This is a genomic window from Geopseudomonas aromaticivorans, assembly GCF_019097855.1.
Lineage (GTDB): Bacteria > Pseudomonadota > Gammaproteobacteria > Pseudomonadales > Pseudomonadaceae > Geopseudomonas > Geopseudomonas aromaticivorans.
In genome coordinates this window covers 198,704-214,133 of sequence record NZ_JAHRGL010000062.1, presented here as the reverse complement: position 1 = coordinate 214,133, position 15,430 = coordinate 198,704, and the positions used below count along the sequence as shown (strand labels likewise).

At 66.5% G+C, this 15,430-nt stretch carries 16 protein-coding genes; 10 read left to right on the top strand and 6 right to left on the bottom strand.

The window, feature by feature from the left end; genetic code table 11:
* Positions 1-145 precede the first annotated feature (145 nt).
* On the top strand, positions 146-328 hold the full coding sequence (locus KRX52_RS18295) for a hypothetical protein (protein ID WP_217683162.1): 183 nt from the start codon (positions 146-148) through the stop codon (positions 326-328).
* A gap of 138 nt (positions 329-466) precedes the next feature.
* Positions 467-715, top strand: coding sequence for a hypothetical protein (locus KRX52_RS18290; protein WP_217683161.1), 249 nt, complete (start codon positions 467-469; stop codon positions 713-715).
* A gap of 87 nt (positions 716-802) precedes the next feature.
* Here the strand turns inward: KRX52_RS18290 and dspII are convergent, their stop codons facing one another.
* From dspII to KRX52_RS18270, 4 genes are all read right to left on the bottom strand, one after another.
* Positions 803-1,915: an enoyl-CoA hydratase/isomerase DspII gene (dspII, locus tag KRX52_RS18285; RefSeq protein ID WP_217683160.1), complete on the bottom strand. Its 1,113-nt coding sequence runs from the start codon at positions 1,913-1,915 to the stop codon at positions 803-805.
* 28 nt (positions 1,916-1,943) lie between these two features.
* Positions 1,944-2,762, bottom strand: a complete 819-nt coding sequence (locus KRX52_RS18280; protein WP_217683159.1) for an enoyl-CoA hydratase — start codon at positions 2,760-2,762, stop codon at positions 1,944-1,946.
* A gap of 205 nt (positions 2,763-2,967) precedes the next feature.
* Positions 2,968-4,215, bottom strand: a complete 1,248-nt coding sequence (locus KRX52_RS18275; protein ID WP_217683158.1) for an ABC transporter substrate-binding protein — start codon at positions 4,213-4,215, stop codon at positions 2,968-2,970.
* Positions 4,216-4,435: 220 nt separating this feature from the next.
* Complete coding sequence (locus KRX52_RS18270; RefSeq protein ID WP_217683157.1) at positions 4,436-5,674, bottom strand: ABC transporter substrate-binding protein; 1,239 nt, start codon at positions 5,672-5,674, stop codon at positions 4,436-4,438.
* Positions 5,675-5,870: 196 nt separating this feature from the next.
* On the opposite strand from KRX52_RS18270, the gene ung reads away from it, so the two are divergent.
* Positions 5,871-6,566, top strand: coding sequence for a uracil-DNA glycosylase (ung, locus tag KRX52_RS18265; RefSeq protein WP_217683156.1), 696 nt, complete (start codon positions 5,871-5,873; stop codon positions 6,564-6,566).
* Positions 6,567-6,622: 56 nt separating this feature from the next.
* Here ung and ygfZ read toward each other — a convergent pair whose 3' ends face one another.
* Entirely contained in the window at positions 6,623-7,564 is a 942-nt protein-coding gene (gene ygfZ / locus KRX52_RS18260; protein WP_217683155.1) for a CAF17-like 4Fe-4S cluster assembly/insertion protein YgfZ, read from the bottom strand.
* A 131-nt stretch (positions 7,565-7,695) separates the two neighbouring features.
* On the opposite strand from ygfZ, the gene KRX52_RS18255 reads away from it, so the two are divergent.
* Both KRX52_RS18255 and KRX52_RS18250 read left to right on the top strand, forming a co-directional pair.
* Entirely contained in the window at positions 7,696-7,953 is a 258-nt protein-coding gene (locus KRX52_RS18255; protein WP_217683154.1) for an FAD assembly factor SdhE, read from the top strand.
* Positions 7,937-8,416: a protein YgfX gene (locus tag KRX52_RS18250; RefSeq protein WP_217683153.1), complete on the top strand. Its 480-nt coding sequence runs from the start codon at positions 7,937-7,939 to the stop codon at positions 8,414-8,416. The genes KRX52_RS18255 and KRX52_RS18250 overlap by 17 nt, the downstream gene beginning before the upstream one ends.
* Here the strand turns inward: KRX52_RS18250 and nadB are convergent.
* On the bottom strand, positions 8,401-10,020 hold the full coding sequence (nadB, locus tag KRX52_RS18245) for an L-aspartate oxidase (RefSeq protein WP_217683152.1): 1,620 nt from the start codon (positions 10,018-10,020) through the stop codon (positions 8,401-8,403). The two genes, KRX52_RS18250 and nadB, sit on opposite strands and share 16 nt — an antisense overlap.
* 327 nt (positions 10,021-10,347) lie before the next feature.
* On the opposite strand from nadB, the gene rpoE reads away from it, so the two are divergent.
* From rpoE to lepA, 5 genes are all read left to right on the top strand, one after another.
* Positions 10,348-10,929 (top strand): RNA polymerase sigma factor RpoE/AlgU, encoded by a 582-nt coding sequence (gene rpoE, locus KRX52_RS18240; RefSeq protein ID WP_217683151.1) that lies wholly within the window; start codon positions 10,348-10,350, stop codon positions 10,927-10,929.
* Between the two features lie 30 nt (positions 10,930-10,959).
* Positions 10,960-11,532, top strand: coding sequence for a sigma-E factor negative regulatory protein (locus KRX52_RS18235; protein WP_217683150.1), 573 nt, complete (start codon positions 10,960-10,962; stop codon positions 11,530-11,532).
* A gap of 11 nt (positions 11,533-11,543) precedes the next feature.
* Positions 11,544-12,008: a SoxR reducing system RseC family protein gene (locus KRX52_RS18230; protein ID WP_217683149.1), complete on the top strand. Its 465-nt coding sequence runs from the start codon at positions 11,544-11,546 to the stop codon at positions 12,006-12,008.
* Positions 12,009-12,043: 35 nt separating this feature from the next.
* Positions 12,044-13,462 carry a DegQ family serine endoprotease gene (locus KRX52_RS18225; RefSeq protein WP_217683148.1) on the top strand — a complete coding sequence of 473 codons (1,419 nt, stop codon included), beginning with the start codon at positions 12,044-12,046 and terminating at the stop codon, positions 13,460-13,462.
* A 163-nt stretch (positions 13,463-13,625) separates the two neighbouring features.
* Positions 13,626-15,425, top strand: a complete 1,800-nt coding sequence (lepA, locus tag KRX52_RS18220) for a translation elongation factor 4 (protein WP_090313297.1) — start codon at positions 13,626-13,628, stop codon at positions 15,423-15,425.
* The last annotated feature ends 5 nt before the right edge of the window (positions 15,426-15,430 follow it).

Sequence of the window (15,430 nt, the reverse complement as noted above, 5' to 3'; positions counted from 1 at the left end):
CAGAAGCGGAAAGTGGGGGGCAAGCCTCTCGGTTTGGCGATCCGTTCGGCAAAGTGGCTCTGTCGTCACACCACAGCCCGATGAACCTATTGCCGATAATAACGGTCTTATTGTTTGACCAACCACTGAATTTGCAGGTGCTTATATGCGCGCATTCTCCGTGTTGATGTTGGGTCTGGTGTTCGTGCTGGCCGGTTGCAGCGTGCGTGTGCCCGGGGTGAGTGCCGATGTGGGTGACGACGTGCATGTCGATATCGGTGGCGACGGTGGTGGTCATGGAGGTGGTCACTTCTGCCCGCCGGGCCAGGCCAAGAAAGGCAACTGCTGAGCAAGCAACGGGGCGCATGGCGCCCCGTTCGTTTTTCCATGACCACGCATTTATAGCGTCCATGTTGCTCGGCCGCTGAACTTCCAGGTGCCTTCGCGAATCTCACTAAGCAGGTGAATGAGGGTCGAGGAGCCGATCATGCGTGGTCTTGCCGTATTGCTGTTGGGAGTGGTGCTCGGGCTGTCGGGATGTGTGGTCTACGACGATGACTATGACTCCGCGTACCGGAGTGGTCGTGGTCATTGGGATGACGGCGAGCGCCACCACCGGCATTGGGAGGGGCGCGACCATCGCGACCATCGCAGTGATCGGTGGGAGGGCCGGCGCGGCGATGACTGGGATGGCCGCCGCGATGGCCGTCGCCATCATGACGACGATGATGACTGATCGCGATTGTGCCGGGGCCGCAGGGCCTCAGGCTTTCGACCACGGGGCGCTATGGCGCCCCGTGGTGCTTTTCGGCGTCGGGGATGCTCAACGGTCGCTGAGATCCGCCAGCGGATGCTCCCCTTCCCAGGTCGGGCTGAAGTGGGCCGCGATCGCCGCGGCGGGAATGCGGGTCACCTCCGGCCAGTGCCAGCGCGGCTGATTGTCCTTGTCGATCAGGCGGGCGCGCACGCCTTCGGCGAACTCGGGGTGGCGGCAGCAGTTCAGGCTCATCGTGTACTCCATGCGGAATACGTCGGCCAGCGCGAGGTAGGGCGCCCGGCGCAACTGCTCCCAGATCAGGTGGGCGGTCAGCGGGCAGGCGGTATCGAGGGTGGCGGCGGCGCGGGCCAGCAGGGGATCGCTGTCGTCCTTGAGCGTACTGAGCGCCTGCCAGGCTGCCGGCAGGTCGGCCACGTCCAGCAGGCGGTCGATCCGTTCGCGCCGGGGCAGCAGCTGGGCGCTGGGGCGCTGGGGCAGGGCTTCGTCCTCCAGCGCCTGCAGCAGACTGTGCAGCTGGCTATCGGCCTGTTCCGTCCAGTTGATCTGCACCAGGCCGTGCAGCAGGGCGTCCTGCTGGCTGTCGAGCAGGAAGCGGTCGGCCAGGTCGAGGTCGAGGGCATCGCGGGCATTGAGCTGGCAGGCGCTGAGGCCGACGAACAGGCCGAGCTTGCCGGGCAGGCGGTTGAGAAACCAGCTGGCGCCGACGTCGGGGTACAGGCCGATGCCGATCTCCGGCATGGCCAGCCGGCTCGAGGGCGTGACGATGCGCAGGCTGGCGCTCTGCATCAGGCCCAGGCCGCCGCCCATGACGTAGCCATGGGCCCAGCACAGCAGCGGTTTGCGGTAGTGGTGCAGGCGCTGGTACAGGCGGTATTCGTCGGCGAAGAAGCGCCGGGCCAGCGGCGGCACTTCGCCGGGATGGGCGCGGCACGCCTCGGCCAGTTGGCGCACGTCGCCGCCGGCACTGAAGGCCTTGCTGCCGCTGGCGCGCAGCACCACGCAGGCGATCTCGGGATCGTCCTGCCAGGCATGCAGGCGGTGGTCCAGCGCCTCGATCATCGGCAGGGACACCGCATTGAGGCTCTGTTCCGCATCGAGGGTCGCGATGCCGATGCGGTAGCCGTGGCGGCTCGGGCGTTCTTCGAACAGCACATTCATCGCGTCTTCTCCTGCGCCTTCGCGTGGGTCAGCGGTTGCGCCAGTGCGGGTCGCGCTTTTCCAGAAAGGCGCTGACGCCTTCGCGGGTGTCGTCGGCGTCGAACAGGTCGACGAAGCGCTCGCGCTCCTCGGCCAGCCAGCTGCTCGGGCCGCGCTGGCGCGCGCCCTGGATCAGCGGCTTGATCGCGCGCACCGCCACCGGACTCTGCCGGCCGACCCGGGCGGCCAGCAGCAGGGCATGGCCGCGCGCCTCGCCGCTGTCCACTACCTGCTCGACCAGGCCGATGCGCAGTGCGGTTTCCGCGTCGACCCGTTCGCCGCAGAGGATCATGCGCTTGGCCCAGCCTTCGCCGATCAACCAGGGCAGGTGCTGGGTGCCGCCAGCGCAGGGCAGCAGGCCGACGCCGGCTTCCGGCAGGGCCAGTTGCGCCTCGCGTTCGGCGATGCGGATATCGCAGGCCAGGGCGCACTCGAGGCCACCGCCCATGGCGTAGCCGTTGATCGCGGCGATGCTCACGCCACGGAAGTCGCGCAGTGCCTCGAAGGCTTCGCCGAACAGGCGTGCCATGCTGCGGGCGCGGGCCTTGTCGCCGTCGGCGAACAGCTTGAGGTCGGCACCGGCGCTGAAGAACTTGCTGCCCTGGCCGCTGATCACCAGGGCGTAGATGTCATCGTCGCGGTTGAGATGCTCGATGAGCTGGCGCAGGCCGATCAGCGAGTCGCGGTCCCAGGTGTTGGCGGGCGGGTTGTTGATGGTGACCAGCGCGGTATGGCCGTGTTTTTCCACGGTCAGCTTGTGGGTCAGATCGAAGGGGGCAGATTTGTAGGGTTCGACGGCGTTGCTCATGACGGTCCTCGGCTTTAGGCAGGGGCTGCCAGGCGGGGCCGGGGCTTCCGGCCGCTGGGCCATCCTGCGGGCGGATACTCAGTCCGACTTGCAACTGCAAGGGCTGAGCTTCTTTTAGCTGTGCTGATCGGGAGTTGTCCAGTCCCGGCGCGGGAATGCGCCGGCCATCGCAGCCATGCGAGGCTGTGATGGCCGGGCGAGGGCGTTACTGCAGTTGCGGCGGTTGGCCGGCGGCGGTGCGTTCCTGCTTCCACTCGTCCAGGCTCGGGGCTGCCTGGGCGCCGTCCATGCGGCCGACGATCTCGAAGTAGTCCTGCTTGGTGCGGTCATGCATGATGTCGTCGCGCTGGCGAACCTTCACGGCATACACGGTTTGCACGTTCTGGTGGTCAAAGGCGCGCCATTCCTGCGGGCCCTTGAGCAGCTGATACTTGTGCCCTTCGAGGGCCTTGATCAGGTTTTCGCTCTCCAGGCTGCGCGCACGGGTGGCGGCGTCGGCCCACTGGTGCACGATGCTGTAGGCCGAGGCGGCCGAGCTGGAGGGGTAGAGCTGGTAGCGCTCCGCGTAGTTCTTGACGAAGGCGATGCCGGGCTCGGACTTCTCCAGTTCCGGTACGCGCCAGGTCCAGGGTTCGGTGCCGATCACGCCCTGCATCAGGCCGGGACCGCCCTGCTCGACCATGCTCTGGGTCAGGTTGGGGGCGACAATCTGCATGCGCTTGGTCAGGCCGAGGTCTTCGGCGATGCGCATGGCGCGCACCAGGTCGTCGCCGAACAGCACCAGGGCGAGCACATCGGCATTGCTGCTGGCCGCCTGGGTCAGCGCGTTGCGATAGTCCTCCAGACGTGCGCCGGGGAAGGGCACCTTGAGACCCGGATGCTTGCTGGTGTCGGTGCTGCCAGTGTTCTGGCGCAGCGAGCTTTCGCTGGTGTTGCCCCAGGTGTAGTCGGCGGTGACGTAGAAGTAGTTCTTGTTCGGCAGGGTCTTGGCCAGGTACTGGCCGAGGACCCGGGCGCTCATCCACGCGTTGTTGGACTCGCGGAACATGTAGCGGTGGCCGTTCTTGCCGGTGGTGTCGTTGGAGTAGGTGAGGGTGCCGAAGTACAGCACGCCGCGCTCCTTGGCGCGCTTGCTGGCCGCGATGGCCACGGCGCTGGAGGCGCCGCCGAACAGCATCACCGCACCGTCCTCGACCAGGCGGTCGACGTTGTTCACGGCCTTGTCCGGCCGCGAGGCGGTATCGCGGCTGATGATGCGTACTGGGCGGCCGAGTACGCCGCCCTTGGCATTCAGTTCGTCGATGGCGAGCAGGGCGCCGCGCATCTGCGCCAGCCCTTCTTCCTTGTAGCTGCCGGTCCGGGGATAGTTCAGGCCGAGGGTGATCGGATCCACTGCACTGGCAGTCGTGCAAAATCCGGCCCACAGGGCCAGTGCAGTAAGAGTGCGCTTCATGGGGCCTCCTGGTAGTTGTTATGTTTGCCCAAGCGTCTTGTACGCGGCGGAGCAGGCGGCGGGGATTAGCTATTCGTCTATCGCGGTAGGATGTTTTTTTGTGCTGTGCGTCACGCCTTCGCTGGGGCTGCTGTGCCGCGGCGCCGAACGGGCGTGCCGATGGCGCGTGCGGCAGGCCGGCAAGGTGTGGATTCGCGGCTTTTTGTGACGAAGTCGAGGGTTATTCGAGGGTCAGGCTATCGCGCTCCTGCTGCCAGTCCTCCTGGGCTATGGCCGCTTGCGTGCCATTCATGCGGTGGATGATCTCGAAATAGTCCTGTTTCAACGCATCCTTCATGATTTCGCCGCGCGCACGGACGCGCACCGCATAGATGTCCTGCACGTTCTGATGGTCGAAGGCGCGCCACTCCTGTGGCCCCTTGAGCAGCTGGTAACGGTGGCCTTCGAGCGCGCGGATCACCGCCTCGCTGCTGCTGCTGCCGGCGCGTGCCACGGCATCCGCCCACTGGCGGACGATGGCGTAGGTCGAGGCCGCGCTGCTGTCGGGGTATTCCCCGTGCTGGGCGATGAACTGCTTGACGAAGTCCTGACCGGCCGCGCTGCTCTCTAGCTCGGCGGCCCTCCAGATCCAGGTTTCCGTACCGATCACGCCTTCCATCAGCGCCGGGCCGGCCTGCTGCACCAGCGGCTTGGTCAGGTGCGGCACGATGATCTGCATACGGCGGTTGAGGCCGAGCTGATTGACCACGTGCATGGCCTGGACCAGGTCGCTGCCGAGCAGGTTGAGCACCAGCATCTCGGCGTCGCTCTTGCTGGCCGCTTCCAGCACGTTGTTCAGATCCTGCAGGCGTGCGCCGTTGGCCGCCAGGCTGCGGTGGCCGTGACGCGCCTTGTCCTGGGTGCCGGTGCTTTCGCGCAGGGCGCTTTCCATGCTGCGCCCCCAAGCGTCGTCGCGAGTGATGTGGAAGTAGCGTCGGCGTGGCTGGTGGATGGCGAGGTATTCGCCGAGTACGCGGGCGCTCATCCGTGCACTGGTGCATTCGCGAAACAGGTAGCGATGGCCGGACTGGCCGGTGACCTCGTTGGCGTAGGCCTGGGTGGCGAAGTACAGCAGGCCGTACTGGCGGGCGTGCTGGCTCGCCGCGATGACCTCCTCGCTGGTGGCGCCGCCGAACAGCATGGCGACTCCGCGGGCCTGCAGGCGATCGACGTTGCGTTGCGCGGTATCCACGCGCGAGGCGCTGTTGGCGGTTTCCAGCTGCAGTGGGCGACCGAGCACGCCGCCCTGGGCGTTGATCTGCTCGATGGCCAGCAGGGCGCCGCGGATCTGCTCGAGCCCCTCGGCCTTGTCGTTGCCGGTGCGTGGATAGTTGAGGCCGATCCGCAGGGGATCGCCGCTGGGGGCCGCGTGAACGCTGAAGCCGAGCAGCAGCAGGCTGAGGCAGACGAGTCGGCGCATGGACACCTTTCCTTAGTGAGGGGGGAGGGCATCGTTGTACGCAGGTGCGCAGGGGCGGCCCATGCGCTTTTACGGTGGCCGGGCTGCGACTTCGGTCGTCGTCCGCGGCGCCTGCGACCCACGCCGAAGGTCGCGCCTTGACTTGCCGGGAGGGCTTCTCTAGCGTGCCGCTTTCGTTTGCACGCAGAGGTTTGGCATGAGCGCCGCACAGGATCGCATCAAACTCGAACCGGGCTGGAAAGCCGTTCTGGGCGAGGAGTTCGACAAGCCCTACATGCAGGCGCTGGGCGAGTTCCTGCGCGCCGAGAAGGCCGCCGGCAAGGAAATCTTTCCGCCCGGCGGACTGATCTTCAATGCGCTGAACTCGACGCCGCTGGAACGGGTGAAGGTGGTGATCATCGGCCAGGACCCCTATCACGGCCCCGGTCAGGCCCACGGCCTGTGCTTCTCGGTACAGCCGGGGGTGCCGGTGCCGCCGTCGCTGCAGAACATCTTCAAGGAGCTCAAGCGCGACCTGAACATCGACCCGCCGAACCACGGCTGTCTGCAGCACTGGGCCGAGCAGGGCGTGCTGCTGCTCAACACCTCGCTGACCGTCGAGCAGGGCAAGGCGGGCTCCCACGCCAGCGCCGGCTGGCAGCCGTTCACCGACAAGGTGATCGAGGTGGTCAGTCGGGAGCGACCGCACCTGGTGTTCCTGCTGTGGGGCGCGCATGCGCAGAGCAAGGAGCGCCTGATCGACCCGACCAAGCACCTGATCCTGCGTTCGCCGCATCCCTCGCCGCTGTCGGCCCATCGCGGCTTCATCGGCAACGGCCATTTCGGTCGGACCAACAAGTTCCTCGAGCAGCACGGCCTGGTGCCGGTGGATTGGGCGTTGCCCGCGCTGTGAGTGCGGCCGTGGGTCGGACCGCCCGCAGCTGACGGCCCGGCTGGCGTGGCGCTGGTTCAGCGCTGGATTTCGCGGTCGCTGTCGAGCACGTAGGGCAGCTCGAGCAGCTGCAGGGCCGGGCCTTCGAGACTGCCCAGATGCAGGCGGCCGTCCTCGACCGCGTTGTCCTGCAGCACAGCCAGCAGCTCGATGCCGTTGGCGCCGCGGGCGGCCAGCGCCACTTCGCCGACCGAGCTGCCGTGCACCGGCGAGAACAGTTCGCTGCCGGCGGCCGGCAGTTCGCCACCCTCCAGCTGCAGGCGATACAGGCGGCGCTTGAGGCGGCCGAGGTACTGCATGCGGGCAACGATTTCCTGGCCGGTGTAGCAGCCCTTCTTGAAGCTGACGCCGCCGAGGGCCTGCAGGTTGAGCATCTGTGGAATGAACAGTTCGCGGGTGGTGCCGAACACCTGGCCGACGCCGGCGCGGACCTGGGCCAGCAGCCAGTCGTTCAGGGGCGCCTCGCGCAGCTGCGCGGCGAGACGCTGGCGCAGGCTGGTCGCCTCGCTGGCCGGTGCCCACAGCTCGGCGCGACCATCGCCCAGGCGGACCGCCAGCAGCTCACCGGTGCGGGCCACGCGCTCGGCCTCCTGCGGCAGGTCGAGGCCGAGGGCGAGCAGGGCGCCGTCGCCCTCGCTGAGGCCGAAGCGCACCCAGGCTGCACTCTCGTCGGCCAGCTGGGCCTTGAAGAACACCGCGTACTTCTTCAGGTCGGCCAGCTGCGCCTCCACCAACTCGCGGGCCATGGCCAGGGCGAAGCCGTCGGCCAGCGGCAGGATGCGGAAACTGGAAACCATGCGCCCCTTGGGCGTGCAGCGGGCGCCGAGGCTGCTGGTCTCGGCGTTGAGGTAGTGGAGGTTGCAGGTCAGCTGGCCCTGGAGGAACTTGGCGGCGTCCTGGCCGTGAACGGCGAGGACGCCCTCGTGGTCGAGCAGGCAGAAAAAAGCGGATGCAGACATCGTGTCGGTCGCCGGAACGGGGTCGGGGTGGCCATGATAGAGCTGCCTGCCGGCGCTTGTCAGCCGCAGGGGTAAGGCTGGCGGCCGGTCGATGCCTCGTTATAATGCCGGTCGATGCCGAGGAGGCCGAGATGACCGAAGAAAATATCGAACTGAAGCGACTGCAGTGGGAATGCCGGCGCGGCATGCTGGAGCTGGACGTGCTGTTCAAGCCGTTCCTCGACGAGGCCTTTCCGCAACTGGATGCGGCGGATCAGGAGCGCTTTCGCCAGCTGCTCAAGTGCGAGGATCCGGATCTGTTCAGCTGGTTCATGGGCTACAGCGTGCCCGAGAGCCCGGATCACGCCCGCATGATTCGACTGATCCTGGATCGTGTCCAGCCGAAGTGAGCCCTTCGAGTGCCACTGGCGGCCGTCGCGGCGCCTGCTGGCACTCTATCTAGCGGCGCTGGGGTTGGCCCTGCTGGCCCTGGCGACCGCCGCCGTGCCGGGCTGGGTGCGTGCCGCCGGCGTTGTGCTGTGCCTGGTGCATGCGGCGTGGACCTTGCCGCGTGCCGTGCTCCTGACCCATCCTGCCGCATTCACCGGCCTGCGCCATGATCGGCAGGGCTGGCAGCTGCGCAATGCTGCCGGGGGCTGGGTGGCGGTGCAGTTGCTCCCGGGCAGTCTGGCCTTGCCGCAGGCGGTGATCCTGCAGTTTCGCCGGCCGGGGCAGTGGTTCGCCCGCGGCCTGTGCATTCCCGCCGACAGCTTGGAGCGGGACTGGCACCGTCGCCTGCGCGTGCGCCTGAAGTTCAGCCGCCGACGCTGGTCGGCGGTCGACGAGGGTGCTGGCGATCAGCTGGGCAAATAGCCCGGCGGGACCAGGATGGTGTCGCCGGGCTTGGCCAGCTGCCCCGGATAGTCCAGCGTGAAGTGCAGGCCGCGGCTCTCTTTGCGCAGCATGGCCGACTGGATCATCAGGTCGGCGACCTGGGCCAGGTTTCTCAGCTCGATCAGGTCGCGGCTGACCTTGTAGTTGCTGTAGAACTCGTCGATCTCACTGAGCAGCAGGCGTACGCGGTGCTGGGCGCGCTGCAGGCGCTTGTTGGTGCGCACGATGCCGACGTAGTCCCACATGAAGCGCCGCAGCTCGTCCCAGTTGTGCGCGATGATCACGTCCTCGTCGGAGTCGGTGACCTGGCTGGCGTCCCAGGTCGGCAGCTGCTGCGGCATGGCCACCCGCTCCAGTTGGCTGACGATGTCGGCGGCCGCCGAGCGGGCATAGACGAAGCACTCCAGCAGCGAGTTGCTGGCCAGCCGGTTGGCGCCGTGCAGGCCGGTGAAGCTGGTCTCGCCGATGGCGTACAGGCCGGGCACGTCGCTGTGGCCGCGGCTGTCGACCACCACGCCGCCGCAGGTGTAGTGCGCGGCCGGCACCACCGGAATCGGCTGGCGGGTGATGTCGATGCCGTATTGCAGGCAGCGCTCGTAGACGGTGGGGAAGTGGTTCTTGATGAACTCGGCCGGCTTGTGGCTGATGTCCAGGTACACGCAGTCGATGCCCAGGCGTTTCATCTCGTGGTCGATGGCGCGGGCGACGATGTCGCGCGGCGCCAGTTCGGCGCGCGGGTCGAAGCGTTCCATGAAGCGCTCGCCGTTGGGCAGCTTGAGCAGGCCGCCTTCGCCGCGCAGCGCCTCGGTGATCAGGAAGTTCTTCGCCTGCGGGTGGTACAGGCAGGTCGGGTGGAACTGGTTGAACTCCAGGTTGCCGACCCGGCAGCCAGCGCGCCAGGCCATGGCGATGCCGTCGCCGCAGGTGCCGTCCGGATTGCTGGTGTACAGGTAGACCTTGGCCGCGCCGCCGGTGGCGAGGATCACGAAGCGGGCGCAGAAGGTGTCGACCTCGCCGCTGGCGCGGTTGAGCACGTAGGCGCCGAGGCAGCGCCGGCCCTTGCCGCCGAGCTTGCGCTCGGTGATCAGGTCGACCGCAACGCGCTGTTCGAGCAGCTCGATGTTCGGACATTGTCGCGCCCGCGCCAGCAGGGTGTTGAAGATCGCCGTGCCGGTAGCGTCGGCAGCATGGATGATGCGCCGGTGGCTGTGGCCGCCCTCGCGGGTCAGGTGGAAGGCGAAGCCGCGGTCGCCCTCGTGGTGTTCCTCGTCGGGGGTGAAGGGCACGCCCTGGTCGATCAGCCACTGGATCGCCTCGCGGCTGTGCTCGACGGTGAAGCGCACGGCGTCCTCGCGGCACAGGCCGGCGCCAGCGGTCAGGGTGTCCTGCACGTGCGACTCGACGTTGTCGCTGTCGTCCAGCACCGCCGCTACGCCGCCCTGCGCCCAGTAGGTGGAGCCGCCGGCAAGGTCGCCCTTGCTCAGCACGGCCACCCGCAGGTGTGCTGGCAGGTTGAGGGCCAGGGACAGGCCTGCGCCGCCGCTGCCAATGACGAGGACGTCGTGCTGATAGTGTTGGCTCATGGGCGCCGTTCCGCTGAATGTCGTGCCTAGTATATAGAAGGGGCAAGCGGCACAATATAACTGAACTTGAAAGGATATCTGCGCTCTTAGCAAGGTTGCCCGCAGGGCAATCAGCGGGTGTGTCACGTCCTGCCATGCGCTTTTTTACAGTGCAGATTCAACCCCGCAGGGTGCACCGGCACCCGGCACGAATTCCGTACCCCAGCCTCCGCGGTCTCGGGGAAAAGCTGTTCGCAGACACGAACTTTTGTGCAGGACCCGAGTCTATTAAGCAGGTTGGGCTCACTGGGTCGCGCAAAGGCTCTGCGGACGTTCAGAGGAGCATGAATGCAAACCCAGGAATCGGATCAGCAGCTGGTCGAGCGGGTCCAGCGCGGTGACAAGCGTGCGTTCGATCTGCTGGTGCTCAAGTACCAGCACAAGATACTCGGGCTGATCGTGCGCTTCGTGCACGATCCCCAGGAAGCCCAGGATGTGGCGCAGGAAGCCTTCATCAAGGCTTACCGGGCGCTGGGCAATTTCCGTGGTGACAGTGCTTTCTACACCTGGCTGTACCGCATTGCGGTGAACACGGCGAAGAACCATCTGGTGGCGCGGGGTCGGCGGCCGCCGGACAGCGATGTCAGCGCCGAGAATGCCGAGTTCTTCGAAGGCGATCATGCCCTCAAGGACCTCGAAACACCGGAGCGCGCGCTGCTGCGCGATGAGATCGAGGCCACGGTGCACCGCACGATTCAGCAGTTGCCCGAGGATCTGCGCACGGCCTTGACCCTGCGCGAGTTCGAGGGGTTGAGTTACGAGGAAATTGCCACTGCCATGCAGTGTCCGGTGGGGACGGTGCGCTCGCGGATCTTCCGGGCGCGTGAAGCGATCGACAAGGCCTTGCAGCCGCTGCTGCACGAGGGCTGAAAACCCGGCGAAAGCCAAGAGAGGAATACCATGAGTCGTGAAGTCCTGGGGGAATCGGTATCCGCCGTGATGGACGGTGAAGCCGATGAGCTGGAGCTGCGTCGCGTGCTCGCGGCTACCGGGGAGGATCCCGAGGTGCGCGCGCGCTGGGGGCGTTACCAGCTGGCGCGTTCGGTGATGCACAAGCAGACCGTGATGCCGGGGCTGGATCTGGCCGCCGCGGTGTCCGCGGCCATCGCGGCCGAAGCGGCTCCGGCTCCGGCGCCGGTCGTTCAGGCCAAGAGTCTGTGGCAGCAGGTCGGTCGTCTGGCGGTGGCCGCTTCGGTGACCCTGGCCGTGCTGGCCGGCGTGCGCTTCTACAACAGCCAGGACGATGCTGCCGGCATGGCGCCGCAGCTGGCCCAGCAGGCTCAGCCGGCAGCGCCGGTGCAGCCGTTGCTGCCGGTGGTGAGTGCGCCGCAAGGTCCGGCCGTGCTGGCCAGTTTCCCGGCACCTGCCGGCGAGGAGCAGGCGCAGCAGCCGGCCGTCGACGAGGCACAGATCCTGCGCGAAGTACCGCGCAAGGTCGAGGCCGCGCCCGTCGATCAGCCTGGATCGCGCTGAGTGTTGCCAGCATGATCGAGGAGTCGGGGCGGGTTGTCTCGATCGAGGAGGGCGCGGTGTGGGTGGAAACCCTGCGCCGCAGTACCTGTTCCGCCTGCTCGGCGAATGCCGGCTGCGGGCAGGGGTTGATGGAGAAGCTGGGGGTAGGTCAGCGTCGTGGTTACGTGCGGGCGTTGACCGATCTGCAGCTGGCTGTCGGCGACGGCGTGGTCATCGGCATTCGCGAGGATCTGCTGCTGCGCAGTTCCCTGCAGGTCTACCTGCTGCCATTGCTGGGCCTGTTTGCCGGCGCCATGCTGGCACAATGGTTGGCGTTGCCTGAAGCTTTTGTCATTCTGCTAGCCCTCGGCGGGTTTTTCGCGGTGTGGTGGCGGGTGCGCGGGTGCAGTCGGCGGGGCGTGGACGATCCCGCCATGCAGCCAGTGGTTCTGCGTGCGCAGCTGGCCGTCTGCGCCATGCCTGTGGAAGACCGTTGATCTCCGTTGTCGATCTCAAAGGGAGTCCAAGATTCATGCGTATCCTGAAACGCACCACGATTGCACTGGTCGCCGTGCTGGCGATGGCTCAGATGCTGGTTGCCAATGCCCAGCTGCCCGAGTTCACCGAGCTGGTCGAGCAGGCTTCGCCTGCGGTGGTGAACATCAGTACCCGGCAGGCCATCCCGACCCAGGCCGCCGGCATGCAGCAGATGCCGGACCTGGAAGGTCTGCCGCCGATGTTCCGCGAGTTCTTCGAACGCAGCATCCCGCAGATGCCGCCGGGGCAGCAGCGCAAGCGCGAGGCGCAATCACTGGGCTCTGGCTTCATCATCTCGGCCGACGGCTATGTGCTGACCAACAATCACGTGGTGGCCGACGCCGACGAGATCATCGTGCGGCTGTCCGACCGCAGCGAACTGCAGGCCAAGCTGATCGGCGCCGACGCGCGCACCGACGTGGCCCTGCTCAAGGTCGAGGGCAAGAACCTGCCGACCGTCAAGCTGGGCAAGTCGGAGGTGCTGAAAGTGGGCGAGTGGGTGGTAGCCATCGGTTCGCCGTTCGGCTTCGATCACTCGGTCACCGCCGGTATCGTCAGCGCCAAGGGCCGCAGCCTGCCGGACGAGAACTATGTGCCGTTCATCCAGACCGACGTGGCGATCAATCCCGGCAACTCCGGTGGTCCGCTGTTCAACCTGGATGGCGAAGTGGTCGGTATCAACTCGCAGATCTTCACTCGCTCCGGCGGCTTCATGGGGCTGTCGTTCGCCATCCCGATCGATGTGGCGATGAACGTCGCCGACCAGCTCAAGGCGCAAGGCAAGGTCAGCCGTGGCTGGCTGGGGGTGGTGATTCAGGAAGTCAGCAAGGATCTGGCGGAAACCTTCGGGCTGGACAAGCCGGCCGGCGCGCTGGTGGCCCAGGTGCTGGAGGGTAGTCCGGGTGCCAAGGGTGGCCTGCAGGTGGGGGACGTAATCCTGTCGCTCGACGGCAAGCCGATCGTGGTGTCTGCCGATCTGCCGCACCTGGTCGGCAACCTCAAGCCGGGAACCCAGGTGACGCTGGACGTGGTGCGCGCAGGCGCCCGCAAGCAGCTGAGTATGGCGGTGGGCGCGCTGCCGGAGGAAGGGGATGATGTCGCCGCTGCCGGGGCCGAAGAGGGACCGGCGCGCAGCAGCAATCGTCTGGGGGTGGCGGTGGTCGACCTCACCGCGGAGCAGAAGCAGGCCCTCGAGCTGCAGGGCGGGGCGCTGATCCGCGAAGTGCAGAATGGCCCGGCGGCGCTGATCGGCCTGCGTCCGGGGGATGTCATTACCCACTTGAACAACCAGTCGATCGATTCGGCCAAGACCTTCGGCAAGGTGGCCGAGGCGTTGCCGAAGAATCGCAGCGTGTCGATGCGCGTGCTGCGTCAGGGCCGCGCCAGCTTCATCACCTTCAAGCTGTCCGAGTAAGGGCGGCCGCGGGTAGGCAAAGGGGCGAGGAATTCGCCCCTTTGTCGTTTCTGCGTGTTCCTGTCGGCATCCACCGAAGCGTGGGTGACCCCGCTCGGGCGATCAGGTAAACTTCTTGGCTATTTTCGGCGGGCTCGGCCCGCGCTCCCTGAGTGTTGAGCCCGTGAGTGATCTGAGCCATATCCGCAATTTCTCCATCATTGCCCACATCGACCATGGCAAGTCGACCTTGGCCGACCGCTTCATCCAGATCTGCGGCGGCCTGGCCGATCGCGAGATGGAGGCCCAGGTGCTGGACTCCATGGATCTCGAGCGCGAGCGCGGCATCACCATCAAGGCGCACAGCGTGACCCTGCACTACAACGCGCAGGACGGCAAAACCTACCAGTTGAACTTCATCGACACTCCCGGCCACGTCGACTTCACCTATGAAGTCAGCCGCTCGCTGGCGGCCTGCGAGGGGGCGCTGCTGGTGGTGGACGCCGGCCAGGGCGTCGAGGCGCAGTCGGTAGCCAACTGCTACACGGCCATCGAACAGGGCCTCGAAGTGATGCCGGTGCTGAACAAGATGGACCTGCCCCAGGCCGAGCCGGAGCGGGTCAAGGAAGAGATCGAGCACATCATCGGCATCGACGCCACCGATGCCGTGGCCTGCAGTGCCAAGAGCGGCATGGGCGTGATCGACGTGCTCGAGCGTTTGGTCGAGGTCATTCCGCCGCCGACCGGCGAGATCGAGGCGCCGCTGCAGGCGCTGATCATCGACTCCTGGTTCGACAACTACCTGGGCGTGGTCTCGCTGGTGCGCGTGCGCCACGGCCGGGTCAAGAAGGGCGACAAGATCCTCGTCAAGTCGACCGGCAAGGTCCACCAGGTCGACAGCGTCGGCGTCTACACGCCCAAGCACACCACCACCGCCGACCTCAAGGCTGGCGAAGTGGGCTTCATCATCGCCGGCATCAAGGAGATCCAGGGCGCGCCGGTCGGCGACACCCTGACCCTGTCCAATACCCCGGACGTCGACGTGCTGCCCGGTTTCAAGCGGGTCAAGCCGCAGGTCTACGCCGGCCTGTTCCCGGTCAGCTCGGACGACTTCGAGAACTTCCGCGACGCCCTGGAGAAGCTCACCCTCAACGACGCCGCGCTGCAGTACGAGCCGGAAAGCTCGGATGCGCTGGGCTTCGGCTTCCGCATCGGTTTCCTCGGCATGCTGCACATGGAGATCATCCAGGAGCGCCTCGAGCGCGAGTACGACCTGGACCTGATCACCACCGCGCCGACCGTGGTGTTCGAGGTGGTGCTGAAGAACGGCGACACCGTGTATGTCGACAACCCGTCCAAGCTGCCCGACCTGTCGTCGATCGAGGAGATGCGCGAGCCGATCTGCCGCGCCAACATCCTGGTGCCGCAGACCCACCTGGGCAGCGTGATCACCCTGTGCATCGAGAAGCGTGGCGTGCAGCGCGACATGCACTTCCTCGGCAGCCAGGTTCAGGTCAGTTATGATCTGCCGATGAACGAGGTGGTGCTCGACTTCTTCGACCGTCTGAAGTCGGCCAGTCGCGGCTATGCCTCGCTGGATTATGGTTTCGACCGCTTCCAGGCCGCCAACCTGGTACGCCTGGACGTGCTGATCAACGGCGAGCGGGTCGATGCCCTGGCGCTGATCGTCCACCGCGACAACGCGGCCTACAAGGGCCGTCAGCTGGTGGAGAAGATGAAGGAACTGATCCCGCGGCAGATGTTCGACGTGGCGATCCAGGCGGCCATCGGCGGCCAGGTGGTCGCTCGCTCGACTGTCAAGGCACTCAGGAAGAACGTGCTGGCCAAGTGCTACGGCGGCGACGTCAGCCGCAAGCGCAAGCTGCTGGAGAAGCAGAAGGCTGGTAAGAAAAGGATGAAGCAGGTCGGCAGTGTGGAAATTCCGCAGGAAGCCTTCCTTGCCGTGCTCAAGGTGGATAGCTAAGGCCC

Bases quoted from the DNA above. Each gene is read 5' to 3' on its own strand.
- dspII (WP_217683160.1), bottom strand. From the start codon at position 1,915: ATGAATGTGCTGTTCGAAGAACGCCCGAGCCGCCACGGCTACCGCATC.
- nadB (WP_217683152.1), bottom strand. From the start codon at position 10,020: ATGAGCCAACACTATCAGCACGACGTCCTCGTCATTGGCAGCGGCGGC.
- ygfZ (WP_217683155.1), bottom strand. From the start codon at position 7,564: ATGTCTGCATCCGCTTTTTTCTGCCTGCTCGACCACGAGGGCGTCCTC.
- rpoE (WP_217683151.1), top strand. From the start codon at position 10,348: ATGCAAACCCAGGAATCGGATCAGCAGCTGGTCGAGCGGGTCCAGCGC.
- KRX52_RS18225 (WP_217683148.1), top strand. From the start codon at position 12,044: ATGCGTATCCTGAAACGCACCACGATTGCACTGGTCGCCGTGCTGGCG.
- KRX52_RS18295 (WP_217683162.1), top strand. From the start codon at position 146: ATGCGCGCATTCTCCGTGTTGATGTTGGGTCTGGTGTTCGTGCTGGCC.
- KRX52_RS18280 (WP_217683159.1), bottom strand. From the start codon at position 2,762: ATGAGCAACGCCGTCGAACCCTACAAATCTGCCCCCTTCGATCTGACC.
- KRX52_RS18235 (WP_217683150.1), top strand. From the start codon at position 10,960: ATGAGTCGTGAAGTCCTGGGGGAATCGGTATCCGCCGTGATGGACGGT.
- KRX52_RS18290 (WP_217683161.1), top strand. From the start codon at position 467: ATGCGTGGTCTTGCCGTATTGCTGTTGGGAGTGGTGCTCGGGCTGTCG.
- KRX52_RS18275 (WP_217683158.1), bottom strand. From the start codon at position 4,215: ATGAAGCGCACTCTTACTGCACTGGCCCTGTGGGCCGGATTTTGCACG.
- ung (WP_217683156.1), top strand. From the start codon at position 5,871: ATGAGCGCCGCACAGGATCGCATCAAACTCGAACCGGGCTGGAAAGCC.
- KRX52_RS18255 (WP_217683154.1), top strand. From the start codon at position 7,696: ATGACCGAAGAAAATATCGAACTGAAGCGACTGCAGTGGGAATGCCGG.
- KRX52_RS18270 (WP_217683157.1), bottom strand. From the start codon at position 5,674: ATGCGCCGACTCGTCTGCCTCAGCCTGCTGCTGCTCGGCTTCAGCGTT.
- KRX52_RS18230 (WP_217683149.1), top strand. From the start codon at position 11,544: ATGATCGAGGAGTCGGGGCGGGTTGTCTCGATCGAGGAGGGCGCGGTG.